At 66.3% G+C, this 18792-nt stretch carries 17 protein-coding genes; 7 read left to right on the forward strand and 10 right to left on the reverse strand.

Features of this window, described 5'->3' with window-relative positions; all coding sequences use genetic code 11:
* The first annotated feature begins 162 nt into the window (after positions 1-162).
* On the forward strand, positions 163-1860 hold the full coding sequence (gene hflX / locus C3Y92_RS19520; RefSeq protein ID WP_456242913.1) for a GTPase HflX: 1698 nt from the start codon (positions 163-165) through the stop codon (positions 1858-1860).
* 39 nt (positions 1861-1899) lie between these two features.
* Here hflX and C3Y92_RS19525 read toward each other — a convergent pair whose 3' ends face one another.
* The gene (locus C3Y92_RS19525; protein ID WP_129355479.1) at positions 1900-2580 is read right to left on the reverse strand and encodes a hypothetical protein; all 681 of its coding nucleotides are present in this window, start codon (positions 2578-2580) and stop codon (positions 1900-1902) included.
* 680 nt (positions 2581-3260) lie between these two features.
* Between C3Y92_RS19525 and C3Y92_RS19530 the strand changes: the two genes are divergently transcribed.
* Together C3Y92_RS19530 and C3Y92_RS19535 are read left to right on the forward strand one after the other, a co-directional pair.
* Positions 3261-3725 carry an NfeD family protein gene (locus C3Y92_RS19530; RefSeq protein ID WP_129355481.1) on the forward strand — a complete coding sequence of 155 codons (465 nt, stop codon included), beginning with the start codon at positions 3261-3263 and terminating at the stop codon, positions 3723-3725.
* A gap of 14 nt (positions 3726-3739) precedes the next feature.
* Positions 3740-4672 (forward strand): SPFH domain-containing protein, encoded by a 933-nt coding sequence (locus C3Y92_RS19535; protein WP_129355483.1) that lies wholly within the window; start codon positions 3740-3742, stop codon positions 4670-4672.
* 183 nt (positions 4673-4855) lie between these two features.
* Here C3Y92_RS19535 and C3Y92_RS19540 read toward each other — a convergent pair whose 3' ends face one another.
* The 7 genes from C3Y92_RS19540 to C3Y92_RS19570 all read right to left on the reverse strand — a co-directional run bounded on the left by C3Y92_RS19540 (position 4856) and on the right by C3Y92_RS19570 (position 12204).
* A complete protein-coding gene (locus C3Y92_RS19540; protein WP_129355485.1) occupies positions 4856-5683 on the reverse strand; it encodes an alpha/beta hydrolase in 828 nt (275 codons plus the stop codon).
* A gap of 440 nt (positions 5684-6123) precedes the next feature.
* Complete coding sequence (locus tag C3Y92_RS19545; RefSeq protein ID WP_129355487.1) at positions 6124-6819, reverse strand: amino acid ABC transporter permease; 696 nt, start codon at positions 6817-6819, stop codon at positions 6124-6126.
* A gap of 10 nt (positions 6820-6829) precedes the next feature.
* Positions 6830-7531: an amino acid ABC transporter permease gene (locus tag C3Y92_RS19550; RefSeq protein ID WP_129355489.1), complete on the reverse strand. Its 702-nt coding sequence runs from the start codon at positions 7529-7531 to the stop codon at positions 6830-6832.
* Positions 7532-7630: 99 nt separating this feature from the next.
* Positions 7631-8449, reverse strand: coding sequence for an ABC transporter substrate-binding protein (locus tag C3Y92_RS19555; protein WP_129355491.1), 819 nt, complete (start codon positions 8447-8449; stop codon positions 7631-7633).
* 52 nt (positions 8450-8501) lie between these two features.
* Complete coding sequence (locus C3Y92_RS19560; RefSeq protein WP_015863091.1) at positions 8502-9230, reverse strand: amino acid ABC transporter ATP-binding protein; 729 nt, start codon at positions 9228-9230, stop codon at positions 8502-8504.
* A gap of 194 nt (positions 9231-9424) precedes the next feature.
* Positions 9425-11740, reverse strand: a complete 2316-nt coding sequence (locus tag C3Y92_RS19565; protein WP_129355493.1) for a cytochrome c biogenesis protein CcdA — start codon at positions 11738-11740, stop codon at positions 9425-9427.
* Positions 11737-12204, reverse strand: a complete 468-nt coding sequence (locus C3Y92_RS19570; RefSeq protein ID WP_129355495.1) for a chemotaxis protein CheX — start codon at positions 12202-12204, stop codon at positions 11737-11739. Before C3Y92_RS19570 ends, C3Y92_RS19565 begins: the two co-directional genes overlap by 4 nt.
* Before the next feature lie 285 nt (positions 12205-12489).
* On the opposite strand from C3Y92_RS19570, the gene C3Y92_RS19575 reads away from it, so the two are divergent.
* Together C3Y92_RS19575 and C3Y92_RS19580 are read left to right on the forward strand one after the other, a co-directional pair.
* Entirely contained in the window at positions 12490-13704 is a 1215-nt protein-coding gene (locus C3Y92_RS19575) for a DnaJ domain-containing protein (protein ID WP_129355496.1), read from the forward strand.
* Positions 13705-13883: 179 nt separating this feature from the next.
* Positions 13884-14567: a peptidoglycan-binding protein gene (locus C3Y92_RS19580; RefSeq protein ID WP_129355498.1), complete on the forward strand. Its 684-nt coding sequence runs from the start codon at positions 13884-13886 to the stop codon at positions 14565-14567.
* Positions 14568-14805: 238 nt separating this feature from the next.
* Here C3Y92_RS19580 and C3Y92_RS19585 read toward each other — a convergent pair whose 3' ends face one another.
* On the reverse strand, positions 14806-15963 hold the full coding sequence (locus tag C3Y92_RS19585) for a tetraacyldisaccharide 4'-kinase (protein ID WP_129355500.1): 1158 nt from the start codon (positions 15961-15963) through the stop codon (positions 14806-14808).
* A gap of 63 nt (positions 15964-16026) precedes the next feature.
* Positions 16027-16740: a Bax inhibitor-1/YccA family protein gene (locus C3Y92_RS19590; protein ID WP_129355502.1), complete on the reverse strand. Its 714-nt coding sequence runs from the start codon at positions 16738-16740 to the stop codon at positions 16027-16029.
* A gap of 112 nt (positions 16741-16852) precedes the next feature.
* Between C3Y92_RS19590 and C3Y92_RS19595 the strand changes: the two genes are divergently transcribed.
* Positions 16853-17821, forward strand: a complete 969-nt coding sequence (locus tag C3Y92_RS19595; protein WP_129355504.1) for an ABC transporter ATP-binding protein — start codon at positions 16853-16855, stop codon at positions 17819-17821.
* The gene (locus tag C3Y92_RS19600; protein WP_129355506.1) at positions 17811-18785 is read left to right on the forward strand and encodes an ABC transporter ATP-binding protein; all 975 of its coding nucleotides are present in this window, start codon (positions 17811-17813) and stop codon (positions 18783-18785) included. Before C3Y92_RS19595 ends, C3Y92_RS19600 begins: the two co-directional genes overlap by 11 nt.
* The last annotated feature ends 7 nt before the right edge of the window (positions 18786-18792 follow it).

Raw genomic sequence — 18792 nt, forward strand, 5'->3', positions numbered from 1 at the left:
GACGTATTAGCTAAAACGGACAGCTGCCGACGTCAAGCGCCCCCTTGCCTCGCCCTTCCCTGCCGCGCTACATGTCGGCAGCCGGCCGCGCCGTCGCGCGCCGCGTCCCCGTCACCCCGTTAACCAAAGGATTCCGTCATCGCCGCCAAAGTCGAAGGCAACATCGTGGGCCTCAAGCCCAGCCAGCTCAAGGCCTTGGAACGCCTGGGCACGCGCCGCTATCCGTCCATGGGCGGCTACACCGTGGACCAGGCCCGGGAACTCGCCGCCATCTCCTACGGCATCGGCCGGCAGGTCGGCCTGCTCATCGACCGCAAGGGCCGGCCGGCCCACATCATCGTCGGCAGCCAAAAGGGCATCCTCATCCCGGAACTCGACCGGGCGCGCCTGAGCGCCGGCCGATTGCGGGGACTTCGCCTGCTCCACACCCACTTGGCCGGCGAGGGGCTTAACGAAGAAGACTTGACCGACATGCTGTTTCTGCGCCTGGACTCCGTGGTCGCGCTCACCGTGGACGGCATGGCCCAGCCGGCGACGCTGCACATGGCCCATTTGCTGCCGCCCGGCGCCGGCGACGCGCCCTATGACGTGCTGCCGCCGCAGCCCTTTGACCGGGTGGAGGAAGATTTCAATGCCCTGGCCGAGGCCCTGGAAGCCGAGCTGGCCCGGGAGGGCGAACGCATCGACGCCCCGGGCAAGGCGGCCTCGGGCCGGGAAAAGGCGGTGCTGGTCAGCGTGGCCACCTCCCCCAAGCCGGTGCAGGACGCTTCCCTTGACGAGCTGGCCGCCCTGGCCGACACGGCCGGGCTGGACGTGGCCGAACGGGTGGTGCAGCGCGTGTCGGCCATCAATCCCAAGTTCCTGCTCGGCAAAGGCAAGCTGGCCGAAATCGAGATCGTGGCCCTGCGGGCCGGGGCGTCGCTCTTGGTCTTCGACGGCGAACTCTCGCCCTCGCAGATCCGCAACCTGGCCGAGGTGACCCAGCTGCGGGTCATCGACCGCACCCAACTCATTCTCGACATCTTCGCCCAGCACGCGGCCACCCGCTCGGGCAAGCTGCAGGTCGAGATGGCCCAGCTCAAGTACCTGCAACCGCGTCTGGTGCGCCAGGATCGGGCCATGTCGCGGCTCATGGGCGGCATCGGCGGCCGGGGACCGGGCGAAACCAAGCTGGAAGTGGACCGGCGGCGCATCCGCGAACGCATCGGCCGCATCAAGGACGAACTGAAGGAACTGCGCAAGCGCCGGGCCGCCGCCCGGGCCGGCCGGGCCAGGGCCGGTCTGCCGGTGGTGTCGCTGGTGGGCTACACCAACGCCGGCAAATCCACCCTGCTCAACACCCTGACCGGCAGCGCCGTGCTGGCGGAGAACCGCTTGTTCGCCACCTTGGACCCGACCAGCCGCCGGCTGCGCTTCCCCAGCGACCACGAGATCATCCTGACCGACACCGTGGGCTTTATCCGCGAACTGCCCAAGGAACTGAAAGAAGCGTTCCGGGCCACCCTGGAGGAACTGGAAGCGGCCGACCTGCTGGTGGCCGTGGCCGACGCCTCCCACCCCGAGGTGGAAGGCCAAGCCGCCGCCGTGGCCGACATTCTCCAGGAAATGGAGCTTGGCGACACGCCGCGCCTGTTTGTGCTCAACAAATGGGACGCCGTGTCAGAGGAGCGCCGGTGGGAGCTGCGAAACCTCTTTCCCGAAGCCATCGCGCTGTCGGCCAAGACCCGCGACGGCCTTGCCACGCTGACCGACGCCGTTTTGTCCCGGGTGCGTTCCGGGCCGGGGGTTCGGGTGGAGCGAACGAACGGCATCGCCGACGGCGTGGCCGAGGAACCGGCTTCCGGCGACGACACCCCCTGACCGGCCGGGCTTGCGCCCGGCCGGCCGGAAGGAAATGAATCAATAATTCCAGAAGGCAGGGTCAATGGTGTTGTAACGCCCAATGCACTTCTTTTCCTCAGGCGTTCCAGGATCGCATTTGAGCAAATAGTATTTTTCCTCGTAAATATTCCAGCGGCACAAATCAATGGGAGTCACTTCCGAGGCGTTGAGCTTGGGCACCACTGACGCTTCCTCCAAAGCGGCCGCGACGAGTTCCGAACAGAAGAACTCGCTGAAATCCTCATTGTTGTAGGTCGGACCATGACCAAAAATCGGCAACTGGTCCAATGCATCCAGGGCGCTCTTGATGGCCTGAATGGTGTCGTAACCCTTGCCTACTTGGCTGAATAGGAAATTGTAGAAATTCTTCATCCGCTGCGGTGCATTCCGCAGATTTTCCCGCAGCGGCAGCCACCATATTTCCCCATCATACATGTCAATCCTGTTGCTGAGCCGATTGACAATCACGCCATTGAATTTCTGAATCGAAGTCGATTCGATTATCTGGTTAAAAAAACGTCCCGACTCCTCGTGCTGATCACGCTCCGTCGTTTGCAATATGACGCCGACATGGGACACGTTGGAACGCGTCACGCTCTTAATGATCTGCGACACGTCCCCCTTGCCGCTAAACGCGATAACGTCTCCAGGTTTCATGTTCTTTCGTTCCGCCACATAGGATGACGTGATCATGGACATGGTCAACCTCCGAAAAACGTTACCGTTTCGGACAACGCCTTGGAGATCCCGCCGAAACGGGTGCAGACAAACGCTGTGCGGCGTGAGCGCGGATGGTCTCGGAACCGGAGCAAGAACGGGAGCAGGAGCAGGCAGCGCCGCAAGAGCTGTTTCGCTAGTGTATTTTTTATAGGCCAATACGAAACATGTCAATCGCTTTGCCGGTCAGAAACCAGCCGCCGCAACTATTTGCCATAACCCTTTTGATGCATCCCCGAACCGCTCTCCAATACTGCGAATTATCGACGATGTTGTTGCTGGTGGCGTGGAGGACGATCTCATAGGTTTTGAGGCCGGGCCAAGTGGCGTCCAGGCTGGCATCCTCTCTTGCCCGAAGAACAGTTTCCGCGTAAATTCCAACAATAGGACTGAAACGTCGTTCGCTTGATCGGCGAGAAGCCGCTGCCGCGGCCCTGCAAGCGTCGGCCATGCCTCCCCAGGGTTGGCCGAACCTGCCACATTCGCGGACGGACAACATATTCTCGAAATAGGCCTGCACCTGCCGTAAACATCGCAGTGGACAGCAGGCCTTTTTCCACGGAACTCGGACGCAACGTATCGCCAACGCCGAACCAAGCGTGAACGCCACACTCGCTACCGTTGGTGATTCCCCCAACTTCCTGTTCGCGAAAGGACCCTCCATGGCGACAAGCTTCCCTCCCTGGCTCATCTGGTTTGTGGTCGGCCTTGCCGTTTCCTTGTCGGAGCTGGTACTCCCCGGATTTGTCATCCTGTTTTTCGGCCTGGGATGTTTCGGCGCCGCCGCCCTCGCGGCGGTCCTTCCTGAGGCCTATACGGCCCAGGTCGCGACGTTTATTGTGGTCACCATCCTCTCCCTGGCGACCCTGCGCAAAATGGCCATGCGCGTCTTCGTGGGAAAAAGCGAGGCGGCCCCAGGGGAGGAACGGGACCAGAATTTCGTCAAGGCCCGGGTCGTCATCGACCAAGACCTCGCCCCAGGCCAGGAGACCCAGGTCCGGTATCGCGGGTCCGTCTGGAGAGCCCGCGCAGCGGAACACCTTACAGCCAACACGGAAGTTGCCATTGCGGGTTTTGACTCCGCCGACAAGTCCTGCCTTGTCCTGAAGGCCCTCAAACCATCTTGAAAGGAGCCTCTCCCATGACGCCTTCGCTTTTTGCCTTGTCCGCCGTCGCCGTCTTCGTCGTCGTCGTCCTGCTCAAAGGCGCGGTCATCGTGCCGCAAAAAAGCGAGGTCATCATCGAACGCCTCGGAAAATTCAGCCGCAAGCTGGAGGCCGGCTTCCATATCCTTATCCCATTTATCGACCGCGCCGCCTACACGTTCAGCCTCAAGGAACAAGTCATCGACATCCCGCCCCAGGTCTGCATCACCAAGGACAACGTCAGCGTGGAGATTGACGGCATCGTGTACCTGGAGATCCAGGACGCGCAAAAGACCGCCTACGGCATCGACAACTATCTGCGCGCCGCCACGCAAATGGCGCAAACCACCTTGCGCTCCGCCATCGGCAAGATCGATCTGGACAAGACCTTTGAGGAACGGGAAAAGATCAATGTGGAAGTCGTCACGGCCATTGATGAAGCGGCCATGACCTGGGGCGTCAAGGTCCTGCGCTACGAAATCAAGGACATAACGCCCCCGGAGTCGGTCAAGCGGGCCATGGAAGCGCAAATGACCGCGGAACGCCAAAAGCGGGCCGACATCGCCGCTTCGGAAGGCCTGCGCCAGGCCATGATCAACCAGTCCGAAGGCGAAAAGCAAAAAAAGATCAACGAAGCCACGGGACAGGCCGCGCAGGTGACCCTGATCGCCGAAGCCGAGGCGAAAAAGATCGACCTCATCGCCACGGCCACGGCCGAAGGCATCCGCAAGGTCGCGCTCACCCTCAAGGAGGCCGGCGGCATGGAGGCGGTCAACATGCGCTTGGCCGAACAATACATCACGGCCTTCGGCAACCTGGCCAAGACCAACAACACCATCCTGATGCCGGCCAACGTCGCCGATGTCGCCGGCATGATCGGCGCGGCCATGGCCACGGTGAAGGAAGTCAAGGACGTCAAGACCGCCTGAGCGCCGTGTCCAAGACCGCCCCTGCGGCCTGGGCCCGTTGGCGTGCTTGCCGCCCAACAGCTTACTCCAATGCTTTTGCCAAAGCAAAACTCCATCATAAATGATGTATTGATATGATTGTCTATTTAGAAAACACAACTGCCGTTATGTTTTATAATAGGCATTCGTGGCGAGGCCGCCCGTTTACTGCGCCAAGCAGCCCTTGAGAAACTCCCGAATCGCTTTCCAATACTGGGGATTGTCGATGATGTTGTTGTGGGTGGCGTGGGGGATGACCTCGTAGGTCTTGGGGCCGGGCCAGGCGGCGGCCAGATGCTCGGACCGGACGGGCTTGATCAGCGTGTCGTCGCCGGCCACCAGGAATAGGGCCGGGGCCGAGATCTTGGGCGCGTCGGCCGTGGTGTCGAAGGGATGTTTCATCAGCAGCCGCACCGGGGCATACGGATGGCCTTCCTGGCCCACGGCCAGGAGCGAATCGTAGGGCGTGACGAGAATCACCCCGGCGACCGGCCGGTTGGCCGCGACATAGGCGGCCACGCCTGAACCCAGGCTTCGCCCCATGACCACGATGCGGCCGTCCGGGCCGAGCTTCTGGGCCAGGGCGTCGTAGATCACCAGGGCGTCGGCCTTGACGCTTGCTTCGCTAGGCTTGCCGGCCGAGCCGCCGTAGCCCCGGTAGTCCACGCCGGCAATGGTCGCGAACCGCAGTTCATTTGGCGACCACAGGAAAAAGCCGGTCTGATCTTCGAGGTTGCCGGCGAAATACAGCACCGCCGGCAACGGCTTGCCGTCGGCCAGACGCGGCAGATAGTAGCCGGTAAGCGCCGTGCCGTCCCCGGCCGTCACCGTGAAAGGTTCCAGGCGGGGATAATAGCGTTTGATTTCCGCGACCCGGGCCGGGTCGGCGGTCCGTCCCGGAAAGACCATACCGTCCTGGGCCAGATAGAGCATGACGCAATAGCCCAAGTAGGCGAGCATGGCGGCCAGGCCCACCACGGCGGCGATTTTCATGGCGATCCCCGTTTTCTTCATGGGGTCATATGACCGCACATCCCCCGGAGCCTCAAGCCCTAATACGCGGCCGAGACATGTTTTTTTGTGCCTCCGGCGGCCAGAAGAGGCTCTGCCTCTGCCTTACCCTCTCCGCTGGGGGCCTGAGGCCCCCAGACCCCCCACATGGGAAACAGGGGTAAGGGGTTTCGGCTAAAATGGCTCGCTGGCTGCTCGGCCGCCGAAGTTCGCCCCGCCGGCCGTCGCTTGCCGTGCCGGGCCTGACAAAAAAAGCCGGCCGGCCGCCCATGGCGTACCGGCCGGCCTTCGTGCCGTCATGATCGCGACTCAGGTCGCTTGGAAAATCCCGCCCAGCGCCCAGCGCGCGTCGCCTTTGCCGCGCCCCGCCCCGCCCCGAGGCCGGGAGAGCGAATAATCGCCCGCGCCTAAGCCGACGTGGCCTACCGCCCCCGGGCCTGGTAGCGGTTGATGCGCCGCTCCAGATAGCGGGAAAATTCCGTCAGACAGTAGCAGATGATGAAATAGAGCACCGCGATGGTGATGAAGATTTCCGTTGGCGCGGTGAGCGTGCGGTTGTTGACCTGGGTCGCCGCCTTGGTCAGCTCGTTGACGCCGATGATAAAGGCCAGGGAGGTATCTTTCGTCAAGGAAACGAACTGGTTGACGAAAGACGGGATCATGTTGAACAGCGCCTGGGGCAGGATGATGTGGGTCATGGCCTGGAAGTGGGACAGGCCCGTGCCGCGCGCCGCCTCCATCTGGCCCTTGGGCAGGGCCTCGACCCCGGCCCGCACGATCTCGGCGATGTAGGCGCTGGTGAAGACAATAAGCGCGATAAGCGCGCTTTCGGCCTCGGGCAGGGTGTGGCCGAAGACCACCGGAGCCAGGAAGTAGAACCAGAAGACGACCATCAAAAGCGGCGTGCCCCGGATGATCTCGATAAAGCCCATGGCCGGCCAGCGCAGGGACGGTTTCTTGGAAATGCGCATGAGCCCCACGCCAAGGCCCAGCCAGAAGGCTCCGAAAATGCCGCCCACGGCCAGGATGACGGTCATGGCCAGACCGCCCAGCGGCCCCTGGGGATAGGCCCCGATCAGGAAGTAGTCGAAATTGCGAAAAACGATGTCCCAATGCATGGCGCGCCTCCTACCGTGACCGCACGTGCAGCACGCGGCGGTTGTAGAGGTTGACGCCCAGGGACACGATCAGGGAAATGGTCAGGTAAATCAGCGTGGACACGGTAAAGGCCTCGAAGCCGTGGAAGGTGTGGGCCTCGATTTGCCGGGCCATGTAGGTCAGGTCCATGACGCCGATGGTCATGACCAGGGACGAGTTCTTGATGAGATTTAAGAACTGGGAAATCAAAGGTGGGATGATGACCCGGAAGGCCTGGGGCAAAATGACGTAGGCCATGGCCTGGAGAAAGGACAGACCGCAGGCGCGCGAGGCTTCGAGCTGGTTTTTGGGGATGGAAAAGATGCCGGAGCGGATCTCCTCGGCGATAAAGGCGGCGGTGTAGACGGTCAGCGCGATGACGCCGCAGGCGAACTCGAAGTCGCGGGCGTAGAGCCACTGGTTGACCGCTTCAGGCAGCACGCTGTAGGAACCGAAATACCAGAAAAATATCTGTACCAGCAATGGCGTGTTGCGGAAAAATTCCGTGAATGACGCCGCGAACCAGACCAGCGGCTTCACCTTGGACAGCCGCATCACGGCGATCACCGTGCCCAGCGCCAGGGACAGCACGATGGAGATGCCGGAAATCTGCAGGGTCACGCCCAGACCCGACAGGATCCACTGGCCGTATTCCCCGCTGACCACCTGGCCGAAATCGAATTGGTACGCCAAAGACTCATCCCCGCTTGGCGGCCGGGGCGGACCCCGGCGCAAGTGCGGCCGGGAGGATTCCTCCCGGCCGCAGGTCACTCAGGAAACGCGTGTCGCCGACTAGGGCCAAAGCTCCATCTTCCAGGTCAGGGGCAGATAGTCCTTGGTGTCCTTGCCGAACCACTTGTCGTAGATCTTCTGGTATTCGCCCTTTTCCCACATATCCATGAGGGCGGCGTTGACGAAGTCGCGGAAGTCGGAATCGTTCTCGGCCACACCCAGGCCGTAGGGCTCGGGGGAGATGTACTCGCCCACGATGTCCCAGGCTTCGGGCTTGTCGTCGCTGTTCTTGATGCCGACCAGGATGGACTCGTCGGTGGTCACGGCCTGGACCTTGCCCTGCTTCAGCGCCAGGAAGGCCTCGGGGTAGGTCTCAAAGGAGATGACGGTGCAGTCGGGCTGGGCCTTTTTCACGTTCTGCTCGGAGGTGGAGCCCTTGACGGAACCGACTTTCTTGCCGGCCAGATCGGCCACGGACTTGATGCCGCCGTCTTTTTTGACCAACAGCTTCTGGCCGGTCATGAAGTAGGTGATGGAGAAGTCGATCTGGTCTTCGCGCTCTTTTTTGTGGGTCATGGTGGCGGCCACGATGTCCACGGCGCCCTGGGTGAGCATGGGGATGCGGGTGGAGGAGGTGACGGGCTTGAGCTCCAGCTTGGCGTTTAAGCGGGTGGCCAGGGCCTGCATGAGATCGATTTCAAAGCCCACGATCTGGTTGGTCTTTTCATCCACGAACCCGAAGGGGCGCTGGGAGTCCTTGACGCCGGCGACAAGCGTGCCGCGGGATTTGATGTCGTCGAGCTTGCCGGCCAGGGCGGGCATGGCCGCAACGAGGGTGAACAGGCAGGCGAGGACGGTAAGCCGGGCTGCTTTGCGCATGGAAGCCTCCTTCAGGCGTTTTGATGGTTTGCGGGCGTCGCCCGCGGACGGACTACAGGATTTCCTTGAGGAAAAGCCGGGTGCGCTCGTGCCGGGGATTGCGGAAGAATTCCAGCGGCGGCGCGCTTTCGACGATTTCGCCATAATCCATGAAGACCACCCGGTCGGCCACTTCCCGGGCAAAGCCCATTTCGTGGGTGACGCACAGCATGGTCATGCCGTCGCGGGCCAGATCCTTCATGACATTGAGGACTTCGTTGATCATTTCCGGGTCCAGGGCCGAGGTGGGCTCGTCAAAGAGCATGACCTTGGGCCGCATGGCCAGGGCCCGGGCGATGGCCACGCGCTGCTGCTGGCCGCCGGAGAGTTCGGCCGGAAATTTCTTGGCCTGTTCGTGGATGCCCACCCGCTCCAGCAGGGCCAGGGCCAGTTCCTCGGCTTCCTTGCGGGGCGTCTTTTTGACCTTGACGGGGGCCAGGGTGATGTTTTTGAGCACCGACAGGTGAGGATAAAGATTGAACTGCTGGAACACGATGCCGATGTCGCAGCGCAGCTTGTTGACGTCGACGTCGTCGCCGTGGATGTCGTGCCCGTCGAACAGGATGTGGCCCTGCTGGTATTCCTCCAGACGGTTGACGCAGCGGATAAGCGTCGATTTGCCGGACCCGGACGGGCCGCAGATGACGAGCACTTCGCCCTGGTCCACGGAATCCGTGATGCCCTTGAGCACGTGGTAGTCGCCGTACCACTTCTGAACATTATGAAATTCGATCATGGCCATAGGGCAGCAATTCCTCTCGGGCAAAACGGATTTTGACGCCCTGCCGCAGCGGCAAAAGGCAAAACGGCAAGACGCACCCGGAATGCCTGAGCCTGCGCGAATTGTCCGCTTTTGTCAATCCATGCCGCCGGATTGGCGACTCCTCGACACCTCCCCGGACCCTGCCCACCCGGGGCCGAGGCCGGACCCGACGGCTACTGGCCGCCGGTCGCCGCCGGCAGGGCGCTTGGCGGGCCAAAGGCCTCGTCCATGGCCTGCTCGAACTGGCCGGCGGTAAAGAGGTCGCGAAGGACCAGGGGGCGGGAGGCGGCCTCGCCGGCCGGGAAGAAGGCGGCCACGGGGATGGACTGGCTGCCAAGGGCCCGCAAAAGGGCCATGGCCGGCGGAGTCTGGCGGGTGAGGTCCACTTTCATGAAGACGGCCTTGTGGCGCTTGCCCCACTGGGCCACCCGGGGCGGCGTCAGGACGGTGCGCTCCAGGAGCTTGCAGGTAGGGCACCAGTCGGCCGTGAAGTCCAGCACGAGGTTGTCCTTGCCCAGGCGCGCGGCAAAGGCCTCGGGGGAGTAGGCCTCCCACTCGGCCTCGGCCTGGGGGGCGTAGGTCAGGGCAAAGGCCAGGCCGCCGCCGGTCACGGCCAGGGCGGCGACGCCCATGACCAGGCCGCGAAAGGCGGACTGGGCATGGTGCATCCGGCCAAGGAGCGTGGCCCCGATGGCCGTGGCCCAAAACGCCCCCAAGGTCGGCAGGATGCGCCCGGGCGGCAGGAGCGCCAGGAAATACAGGCAGGTGCCGGCCAGCAAAAAGGCCATGACCCGCTCCAGGCTTTGCATCCAGGCCCCGGGGCGCGGCAGGAGGCGCACGAGCCTGGGCCAGATGGCCAGCACGCCGTAGGGCGAGGCCATGCCCAGGCCGATGGCGGCGAACACGGTCATGATGACGTGCTGGGGCTGGAGCAGGGTCCAGGCCAGCACGCCCCCAAGAAACGGGCCGCTGCACGGCGTGGCCAAAAGCGTGGCCAGGGCGCCGGTCAAAAAGGCCCCGCGCCGGGTGTGGCCCCGGCCGCCGGAGGTAATCTTGAGATCGACCACGGGCAGATGAAACACCCCGAAAAGACTGAGCGCCAGGGCGAACAGCACCACGGCGGCCACGATGGCCAGGGACGGCGATTGGAACATCTCGCCCCAGGCCATGCCGAAGGCCCCGAGGATAAGGCTCAGGCACAGGAAATAGGTGACGATGCCCAGGGCGAAAAAGAAGTTGTGCTCGCGAAGGATCCGGCGGCGTTCCTGGCGGCCCTCCTCGCCGCTGATGGCCAAAAGCCCCGAAAGCTTAAGGCTCACCACGGGCAGCACGCAGGGCATGAAGTTGAGCACGAAACCGGCGGCAAAGGCCAGCAAGGCGGCCTTGAGCAGGCCGCCGACCTCCAGGGCCGGGGTGAAGGACCGGGGGGCGAGTTTGGGTGTTTCCGGGGCCGGGGCGGCGGCGGCCGGGGCGACCGGGGGCGTCGGATGCAGGGAAGCGGTGAGCCCCGGGTCCGGGCAGGCGGTCAAGGGCGAGGCCAGGGAGGCGTTTCGCAAGGCCAAAAACAGCGGCCACCAGGGCTGGCCCTCGGCCGGCGGCAGGGAGGCCGGGTCCAGGCCGGCCAGGGGCAGGGACACGGCCAGGGCCGACGGCCAGCAGCTCGTTTCCGAGCAGGAAAAGACCCGCACCTCGCCGGACAGCAGCGGCGCGGCCGCCGCCTCGGCCGAAAGGGGCACGAAAATCGGGGTGCGGCCCTCGTAGACCAGCACGGTCTTGTCCGGTTCCAAGGGATCGGGCGTGGGCGCGCCCGGCGGGAACAGCGCCGCCGCCGCGCCGCCGGCGGCCAGGGCGGCCCGGGCCGATTGCCCGGATTCGGCCGGCCCCACGGCGTAGGCGTGCCACCCCGGGGCGGAAACCAGCGTCAGCACGGCCAGCAGCGGACCGGAGGGATCGCCCTTGGGCAGCCGGTAGAGTGCGGTTTCCAGGGCGGCCGGCAATTGCTCCTGGGACGCGGCGTCCGGGCCGACGGCCGACGGCGACGCGGCTGCTTCGGGCGCGGCGACAACCGGCGCGACGGCCGAGGGCGGCGACAAAGGCTGCTCCGGCGCGGGGGCGTCAGGCGACGACGAGCCGGCCAATGGGGTGGGCGAAGCAACAGCGTCCGGGCTGGCGACCGGGGCGGATGCCGGAACAACGGCTTCAGCCGAGGGCGTGGCTTTGCCCGCAGACCGGGTCGCGGCAGCGGCAGGCAAGTCCTCCTTGCCCGGCGCGCCGGCGGCGGCGGCCGTCCGGACGGAAAGCCCGGCCAGGGCCAGACACAGCAGGGCAAACAGGGCCAACGCCGGCCAGGGCGGCCGGGATGCGGCCCCTGGGGCGACCGCTTGGTCAGGACGGCCAAAGGCCGGGACGCGGGTTGCTGCCATGTCGGCCAGGTGCGCCGCGTCCCCCGGCCGCAAGACCCGGGAGCGGCGGGCGGCGCGCGTGATCACTCGAAGCAAAACTCCAAAGTGAAGTCCCCGTGTTCGGTGGAAAAGGGAATGGCCACCACCGGCCCGGAGGTGATGTGGCTGATGGTGTGGTTGTCGCCGAAGATGACCGTCGGCGTGGACGAGGACAGGTTGAGGCCAAGCTGACTCAGCCCCGCCCGGGCCTGGCCGGAAATCATGTTGGTGATCTCGCCCACGGCATCCTTGGCGTCCTGGATGATGTCGGAAATGTCGTCGCCAAGCATGTTTTTCACCACGGCAACGGCACACTTCTTGGAAAAGCTGATGGAGATGCTGCCGTTGCGGTCGCCGGTGAGGCCCACCACGGCGGAAACGTCGCCGGCCGCGGCCGACACTTTTTTGACATAAGGCTTGCCGGGCTTGGGATCAAGCTGCGCCATCATGGTCAGCACGTGCTTGGTGGCGTCAACAAATGGCTTGGCTACTTCGGCGTCGGTCGGTTTCATGCGTGTCCTCGGGTTGCCTTCGGGCGGATGGCGCGCGGTCGGCGCGGCAGCGATATCCGTATCGCTTCCGGCATTACATCAAAACCCGCGCCTCTGTCACTAGCAAGAGGAGCAGGCTGGCCCGCGGAAATACGCCTTGCCAGGGACCAGTGGATTGCGTAGTTTCAATAAGGAAAGGTGCTGTTTTGTTAACAAAAATACATATGAATCCAGTGAGTTGCCGCAACTTCGGCCCAGCTGCCCCAGCAGTTTGCCAGTTCCCGCGCCAGGGCTGGACAGGACGCCATGCCTAGGCAGGCCCAGGGATTTGGCGCGTCCGGGGCCAGGGCAGCCGGCGGCGTGACCGACTGGCAGGCCCTGGAACTGCAGCTGAGTCGCACCCGCGTGCTGCTCCAGGAAATCCTGGTCCATCTCCAGGAAGTGCTCAAAAGCCTGCGCACGACCCGGCCCGGAGCGACCGGGTTCGCCGGCCGGCCTGAATCCGCCGGTGCCCGGCCGGGAGCGACCGGCGCCAATGCCCGACATCGCGCTCAGACGGCCCAGGCCGCCGGCGCGTCCGACCGTTTTTCCGCCGGCCGCGCCCAATCCGCCGCCGGAGCCTCGGCAACCGGGACTTCCGAACGTTTCCGGCACAAGGCCCGGCCCCATCACGAGACCCATTGCCAGGGAGCCGGCCCGTCCGCCTCCCCAAACGCCGGCCAGAGCGAATTTGGAGCGCGCGCCGCTGCGGGAGCCGGAGCCGGTTCGCGGGAACGAGCGACCGGCCCGGGAGCCGCCTTCAACGGCAGCACGGCCGGACGCGCCGGAACCGCCAGCGCCGGTACGGACCGGACCGGCCAAAGCACGTTTCGCGCCCAGGCCGGAACCCACCGCGAACGCCCCCGCCCCGAAGGCAACTTCCGCGCCCAGGCCGCCGGCCCCCAAGCCGAAGCCCGCACGGAATCCCGTACGCATTTCCGCCAGCAGCCAGGCTTTGCCGGAACCAGCGCCGGCAGCGCCGGCCGGGACACGGCCCGGGAAGCCTCGGCCGGCCAAGGCACGGCTGGAGCCGGGGCCTCCTCCCAACAGCGCACGGCCGGCGCGTCGTCCCAGCATCGCACGGCCGGCAACGCCTCGCAAAGCCGCACCACCGGCGCGTCCTCGCAAAGCCGCGCCACCGGCGCGGCGGGCCAAAGCCGCAGCACCGGCGCGTCACGTCCCCATGCCCGGCCGCGCCCCGAGCGGACCGCCCAGGGATTTCGACCCGACGACGACCGCCAGCACCGCGCCCGGGAGATCGCCCGCCGCAGCGGCATGAACCTCAAGTGCGCCTACGAGATCCTCTGCCTGGACTACCCCTGTTCGGTGGACGAGATCAAAAACGCCTACCGCCACATGGCCCGCCTGCACCACCCCGACCTCGGCGGCGACGAGGAAGCCATGAAGGACGTCAACGTGGCCTACGAAATGGCCATGCGCTTCTCCGCCGGCCGCCGCACGGCCACGGCCTGGGCCGTTTAGTCGCTTCGTCAACATCTCCGCTTGAAGAATGGCTCCGGCGGCCGGGGGCCTGAGGCCCCCGGCCCCCCCCATCTGGACGAAAGGGTTAGAGGGCTGACGTCCCGGACCGTTAGTGGCTGGACGTTGTCCGGTTTGCGTGGACTTCTGTGTTGCAGAACCCGCAACGCAAGGAGCGTCCCATGGCCAAAGCCTTTCCCCTGACCGCGTCCCTGGCCGCCGAGTACCGCGACCTGTTTCGCATGTCCCCCATCCGCCCCGAACGGGCCGCCGAGACGGCCCGGCTGGCCCACCGGCTGGCCGAGACGGCCCGAAAGACCCGCTACGCGGCCGTGGGGGCAGGCCTTGGCGTGCCCTGGCATGTGGTCGGCATACTGCATCTGCTGGAATCGGGCGGGGATTTCACGCGCCATCTGCACAACGGCGATCCGCTGGCCGGGCGTACCGTGCGCGTGCCCAAGGGCCGTCCGGCGGCCGGGCAGCCGCCCTTTTCCTGGGAGGAAAGCGCCGTGGACGCCTTGGTCCTGGCCGGGCTGGACGCTTGGGAGGATTGGAGTCTGGCTGGTGCGGCCTACGTGTTCGAGGGCTACAACGGCTTTGGCTACCGCCGCCGCAGTCCGGCCATCAATAGCCCGTATCTGTGGAGCTTCACCACGGCCTACGCGTCGGGAAAATATGTGGCTGACGGCGTCTGGTCGGCGACGGCGGTAAGCCGCCAGTGCGGGGCCATGGCGCTTTTGCTGGCGCTGATCGAAGCCGGGCTGATCGCACATCCCGACGCGGCCACGCCCGCCGGCCTGACTCTGCCGGCCGATCCGGCCGCGCTGCATGTCCTGGCCAAAGCCCGCCAGTCCCTGGCCGCCTGACCAACGGCCAAGCGCGCATCGCCTGCTGCCAGAGAAGCAGCGCGTGTCGGCACAGACAAGGTGTCACCCTTTAGGGCTTCCCCGCCGACCCCAAAGCCAATCCACTCCGTCCCCCTTAACCCTTTTCCCAGGTGGGGGTCTGGGGGCCTCAGGCCCCCAGCGGAGAGGTCCAGGAGAGGCAGAGCCTCTCCTGGCCGCCGGAGGCATTCCCCTCTTCCCTCTTCCTTCTCCCCCGTCCTTACGCCCCAAGGCGCTCGGTCAATACCTCGGCCAGGCGGGTTTCCCACCAGGCCAGGAAGGGCTGGTCGGTGAGCAGGCGCGGGCCGAAGACCACTTCGGGGTCGTAGGTCCATACGGACAGGCCGCTTAATTGGCTGCCGCCCTGGCGCAGCTTGAGGTCGAAGCGGGGGCTGGTGACGGCCACGGCGGTGCGCAGGCGCACGGCGTCGGCGCGCAGGTGTTCGAAGTCCTGGCGGGTGAAGCGGTGGCGGTCGTGGACGAAAAACGCCATGCGCGGCTGGGCGCCGAGGTCGGCCCGGATGAGGTCGGGCAGGCTGTCGCGGTCGGTTTCGCCGAGGATGGCGACATATGGCTGGCCGGCCGGGGCCGGGGCCGGGCCATCGGGACCGCGCCAGCGCCACAGGGAAAAGGTCATGCCGAAGATGGGCTTGCCGTAGCCGGCCAGCCGGCGCTCGGCCGCGGCCATGGCCGCGTCCAGGGATTGGGGGCCGGCATGGATGATAAAGGCTGCGGCCCGGGACAGGGCATCGGCCCCGCGCCGCCAGGAACCGGCCGGGAAAACCCGGCCAAATCCCGGGCCGAGGTCGTCGGGGGTGAGGATGGCCAGTTCGAGGTCGCGGCGCAGCCGGGGTTCGCCCAGGGCGTCCTGGAGCACCAGCATGGACGGGGCGAAGGCGCGCACGGCGGCGGCGGCGGCGATGCGCGGGTCGGCGTCGATGAGGAAGCGGCCGTCCGGGCTGTAGCGGGCGAGCAGGGCCGCCTCGATGCCGGCCTCGTCGAGGCTGGAGCCGGGCAATACCTGAAACGGACTGGCCGGCGGGCAGCCGTCGCCGACCGGTCCGGCCACGGCCGTGGACACGCCCCGGGCCGCGGCCCAGCCCAGCAGCCACGAGGTCAGCATCACCCGACCCCGGCAGTCCGGGGACATGCCGCCCACGGCCACGGTGGCCGCCGCCGGCCGGCAGACCTTGCCCAGGCCTAGGCCAAAGGCCCGGGCTTCCAGCCGGCGATAGCCGGCCACGGCCTGGCCGGGCACGACGAGCAGTCCGGCCAGGAGCCGGCGCAGGAGGTCCTTGGGCGTCAGCGACGGCGACGAAGCAAGGGGGCGGCGCGAAGGTTCGATCCTTCGCCGCCGGGTGCGACGGGCGTTGGCCATGGCGGAAAAAATGGCCCGCCCCGGGCCGGATGGGCCGGGGGCGGGCCGTTGGGGCAGGCTGGCCTAGTTCCTGTTGCCGCCGCCGAAAAGGCGCAGCATCATCAGGAACAGGTTGATGAAGTCGAGGTAGAGGGTCAGCGCGCCGAGGATGGTTCCCCGCCGCACCGCCGTGGCGTCGTCGGCCGGGGCCATCTCACCCATGACCTTGAGCTTCTGGGTGTCGTAGGCGGTCAGTCCCGTGAAGACCAGCACGCCCACGCAGGAGATGATGAAATCGGCCATGGCGCTCTTGGTGAACATGTTGACCAGGGAGGCGATGACGATGCCGATAAGGCCCATGAACAGGAAGCTGCCCATGCCGGTCAGGTCGCGCTTGGTCATGAGGCCATACAGGCTCATGGCTCCGAACATGCCGCCGGTGACCAGGAAGGCCTTGAAGATGGTGGCCTGGGCGTAGACCACGAAGATGGCCGACAGGGTCACGCCGTTTAGGGCGCTATAGAGCATGAACAGGCCGCTGGCCGTGCCGGCCGACAGGCGGTTGATGGCGGCGGACAGGCCCACGACCAGGGCCAGTTCGGCGATGATCAGGCCGAAAAAGAGGATCTGGTTGCTGAAAACGGTCTGCATCAGGGCCGGGCTCGACACCACGAAGACCGAGGCCGCCGCCGTGACCAGAAGGCCGAGGCACATCCAGCCGTAGACGCCGCGCATGAAGGCGTTTACAACTTCGACGCGGGCTTGGGTTGTCTGCATCGAGCGATATTGGTAGCTCATGAGCATCCTCCTCAAGGAAATAATAGTAGACTATCCCTAGTCTATAACGCGCCGCGAGGCCGCTGGCAAGGGGAACCGAACCGGCGCGGCGGCGGCGCGACGCAGGAGACGCATGGGGCAGACGCTGTTGCGGGTGGAAGGGCTTTCCACGGTTTTTGAAACGCCGGCCGGGCCGCTTACGGCCGTGGACGGCGTGGATCTCACGGTTTCGCGCGGCGAAGTGGTGGCCGTGGTGGGCGAATCGGGCTGCGGCAAGACCATGCTGGCCCTGTCCATCCTGGGGCTTGTGCCGCCGCCGGGGCGCATAGTTTCGGGCCGGGCCGCCCTGGGCGACACCGACGTGCTGGCCCTGCCCGAGGGCCAGCGCCGGCGGGTGCGGGGCAAGCGAGCGGCCATGATCTTTCAGGAGCCCATGACGGCGCTCAATCCGGTGCTGACCATCGGCGAGCAGGTGGCCGAACCGTTGCGCGTCCATGCCGGAGCCTCGCGCCGGGAGAGTCTGGCCGCGGCCGAGGCCATGCTGGCCCGGGTGGGGCTGCCCGATCCCGGCCGACAGCTTGGGCGCTATCCCCACGAGCTTTCCGGCGGCCAGCGCCAGCGGGTCATGATCGCCATGGCCCTTATGTTGCGCCCGGAGCTGCTCATCGCCGACGAGCCGACCACGGCCCTGGACGTCACGGTCCAGGGGCAGATCCTGGCGCTGATGCTCGATTTGGCCCGGGACGCCGGCACGGCCATCCTGCTGGTCACCCACAACCTCGGCGTGGTGGCCCAGACCGCCGACCGGGTGGCGGTCATGTACGCCGGCCGGCTGGTGGAAGAGGCGGCGGTGAACGCCTTTTTCCGGGGGCCGGCCCATCCCTATTCACGAGGTCTTCTGGCCTCGCTGCCGCGCCTGGACGACCCGGGCCGGCGGCTCACGCCGGTTCCGGGCATGGTGCCGAGCCTGTCCGCCCTGCCTACCGGCTGCCATTTCCATCCGCGCTGCGGGGAGGCCTTTGCCCCCTGCGCCGACAACGCGCCGCCGGTATTCGAACTTCCCGGCGGCGGACAGGCGAGGTGCTGGCTTCATGGCGCGTAGCGACGTCCCGGTGCTGGAGCTGGCCGGCCTGTCCCGCTCGTTTGTTTCCCGGGAAGGCGTCTTTCGCCGCCGCGAGCGGATCGTTCGGGCCGTGGACGGCGTGGACCTGGCCGTGGCCCCGGGCGAGACGGTGGGCCTTGTGGGCGAGTCGGGCTGCGGCAAATCGACCCTGGCCCGCATGGCCATCGGGCTTTTGCCGCCAAGCGCCGGCACGGTGCGCCTGGGCGGGCTCGATCCCTGGGACGGGGGGGCCGCCGAGCGCAAGCGCCTGCCGCGGCTGGCCCAGATGATCTTCCAGGACCCCTACTCGTCGCTCAACCCGCGCTTGCCCGTGGGCTGGACCGTGGCCGAAGGGCTGCGGGCGGCCGGCGGACTCTCGGCCGGCCGGCGCCGGGAGCGGGTGGCCGAGCTTCTGGCCCAGGTCGGGCTGGCCCCGGAGCACGCCCGGCGCTTTCCCCACCAGTTTTCCGGCGGCCAGCGCCAGCGGGTGGCCATTGCCCGGGCCTTGGCCCTGTCGCCGGAGCTTATCGTCTGCGACGAGCCGGTCTCGGCCCTGGACGTCTCGGTCCAGGCCCAGGTCATAAACCTTCTGGCCGACCTCAAGGCCCGCCACGGGCTGGCCTATCTGTTCATTTCCCACGATCTGGCCGTGGTCGGGCATTTAAGCGACCGGGTGGCCGTCATGTACCTCGGGCGCATCGTGGAGCTGGCGCCGGCCGCCGCCCTTTACGCCAGGGCCGCGCATCCGTATACCAGGGCGCTGCTGGCGGCCGTGCCGGGGCTTGATCCCGGCCGCCGCCGGCCGGCCGGCCTGGCCGGAGAAACGCCCAGTCCGGCGGCCGTGCCCACGGGCTGCGCCTTTCATCCGCGCTGCGACCAGGCCCAGCCGCGCTGCGCCGAGCAGTCGCCGGCGCTCACCGAGATCGCCCCCGGACACTTTGCGCGCTGCCTGCGCCTCACATAAAAGGAGA

Source organism: Solidesulfovibrio carbinolicus, from assembly GCF_004135975.1.
GTDB classification, from domain to species: Bacteria; Desulfobacterota; Desulfovibrionia; order Desulfovibrionales; family Desulfovibrionaceae; genus Solidesulfovibrio; species Solidesulfovibrio carbinolicus.

Excerpts from the sequence above, each read along its gene's own strand:
- C3Y92_RS19525 (WP_129355479.1), bottom strand. The coding sequence starts at position 2,580 with ATGTCCATGATCACGTCATCCTATGTGGCGGAACGAAAGAACATGAAA.
- C3Y92_RS19530 (WP_129355481.1), top strand. The coding sequence starts at position 3,261 with ATGGCGACAAGCTTCCCTCCCTGGCTCATCTGGTTTGTGGTCGGCCTT.
- C3Y92_RS19535 (WP_129355483.1), top strand. The coding sequence starts at position 3,740 with ATGACGCCTTCGCTTTTTGCCTTGTCCGCCGTCGCCGTCTTCGTCGTC.
- C3Y92_RS19540 (WP_129355485.1), bottom strand. The coding sequence starts at position 5,683 with ATGAAAATCGCCGCCGTGGTGGGCCTGGCCGCCATGCTCGCCTACTTG.
- C3Y92_RS19545 (WP_129355487.1), bottom strand. The coding sequence starts at position 6,819 with ATGCATTGGGACATCGTTTTTCGCAATTTCGACTACTTCCTGATCGGG.
- C3Y92_RS19555 (WP_129355491.1), bottom strand. The coding sequence starts at position 8,449 with ATGCGCAAAGCAGCCCGGCTTACCGTCCTCGCCTGCCTGTTCACCCTC.
- C3Y92_RS19560 (WP_015863091.1), bottom strand. The coding sequence starts at position 9,230 with ATGGCCATGATCGAATTTCATAATGTTCAGAAGTGGTACGGCGACTAC.
- C3Y92_RS19570 (WP_129355495.1), bottom strand. The coding sequence starts at position 12,204 with ATGAAACCGACCGACGCCGAAGTAGCCAAGCCATTTGTTGACGCCACC.
- C3Y92_RS19575 (WP_129355496.1), top strand. The coding sequence starts at position 12,490 with ATGCCTAGGCAGGCCCAGGGATTTGGCGCGTCCGGGGCCAGGGCAGCC.
- C3Y92_RS19580 (WP_129355498.1), top strand. The coding sequence starts at position 13,884 with ATGGCCAAAGCCTTTCCCCTGACCGCGTCCCTGGCCGCCGAGTACCGC.
- C3Y92_RS19585 (WP_129355500.1), bottom strand. The coding sequence starts at position 15,963 with ATGGCCAACGCCCGTCGCACCCGGCGGCGAAGGATCGAACCTTCGCGC.
- C3Y92_RS19590 (WP_129355502.1), bottom strand. The coding sequence starts at position 16,740 with ATGAGCTACCAATATCGCTCGATGCAGACAACCCAAGCCCGCGTCGAA.
- C3Y92_RS19595 (WP_129355504.1), top strand. The coding sequence starts at position 16,853 with ATGGGGCAGACGCTGTTGCGGGTGGAAGGGCTTTCCACGGTTTTTGAA.
- C3Y92_RS19600 (WP_129355506.1), top strand. The coding sequence starts at position 17,811 with ATGGCGCGTAGCGACGTCCCGGTGCTGGAGCTGGCCGGCCTGTCCCGC.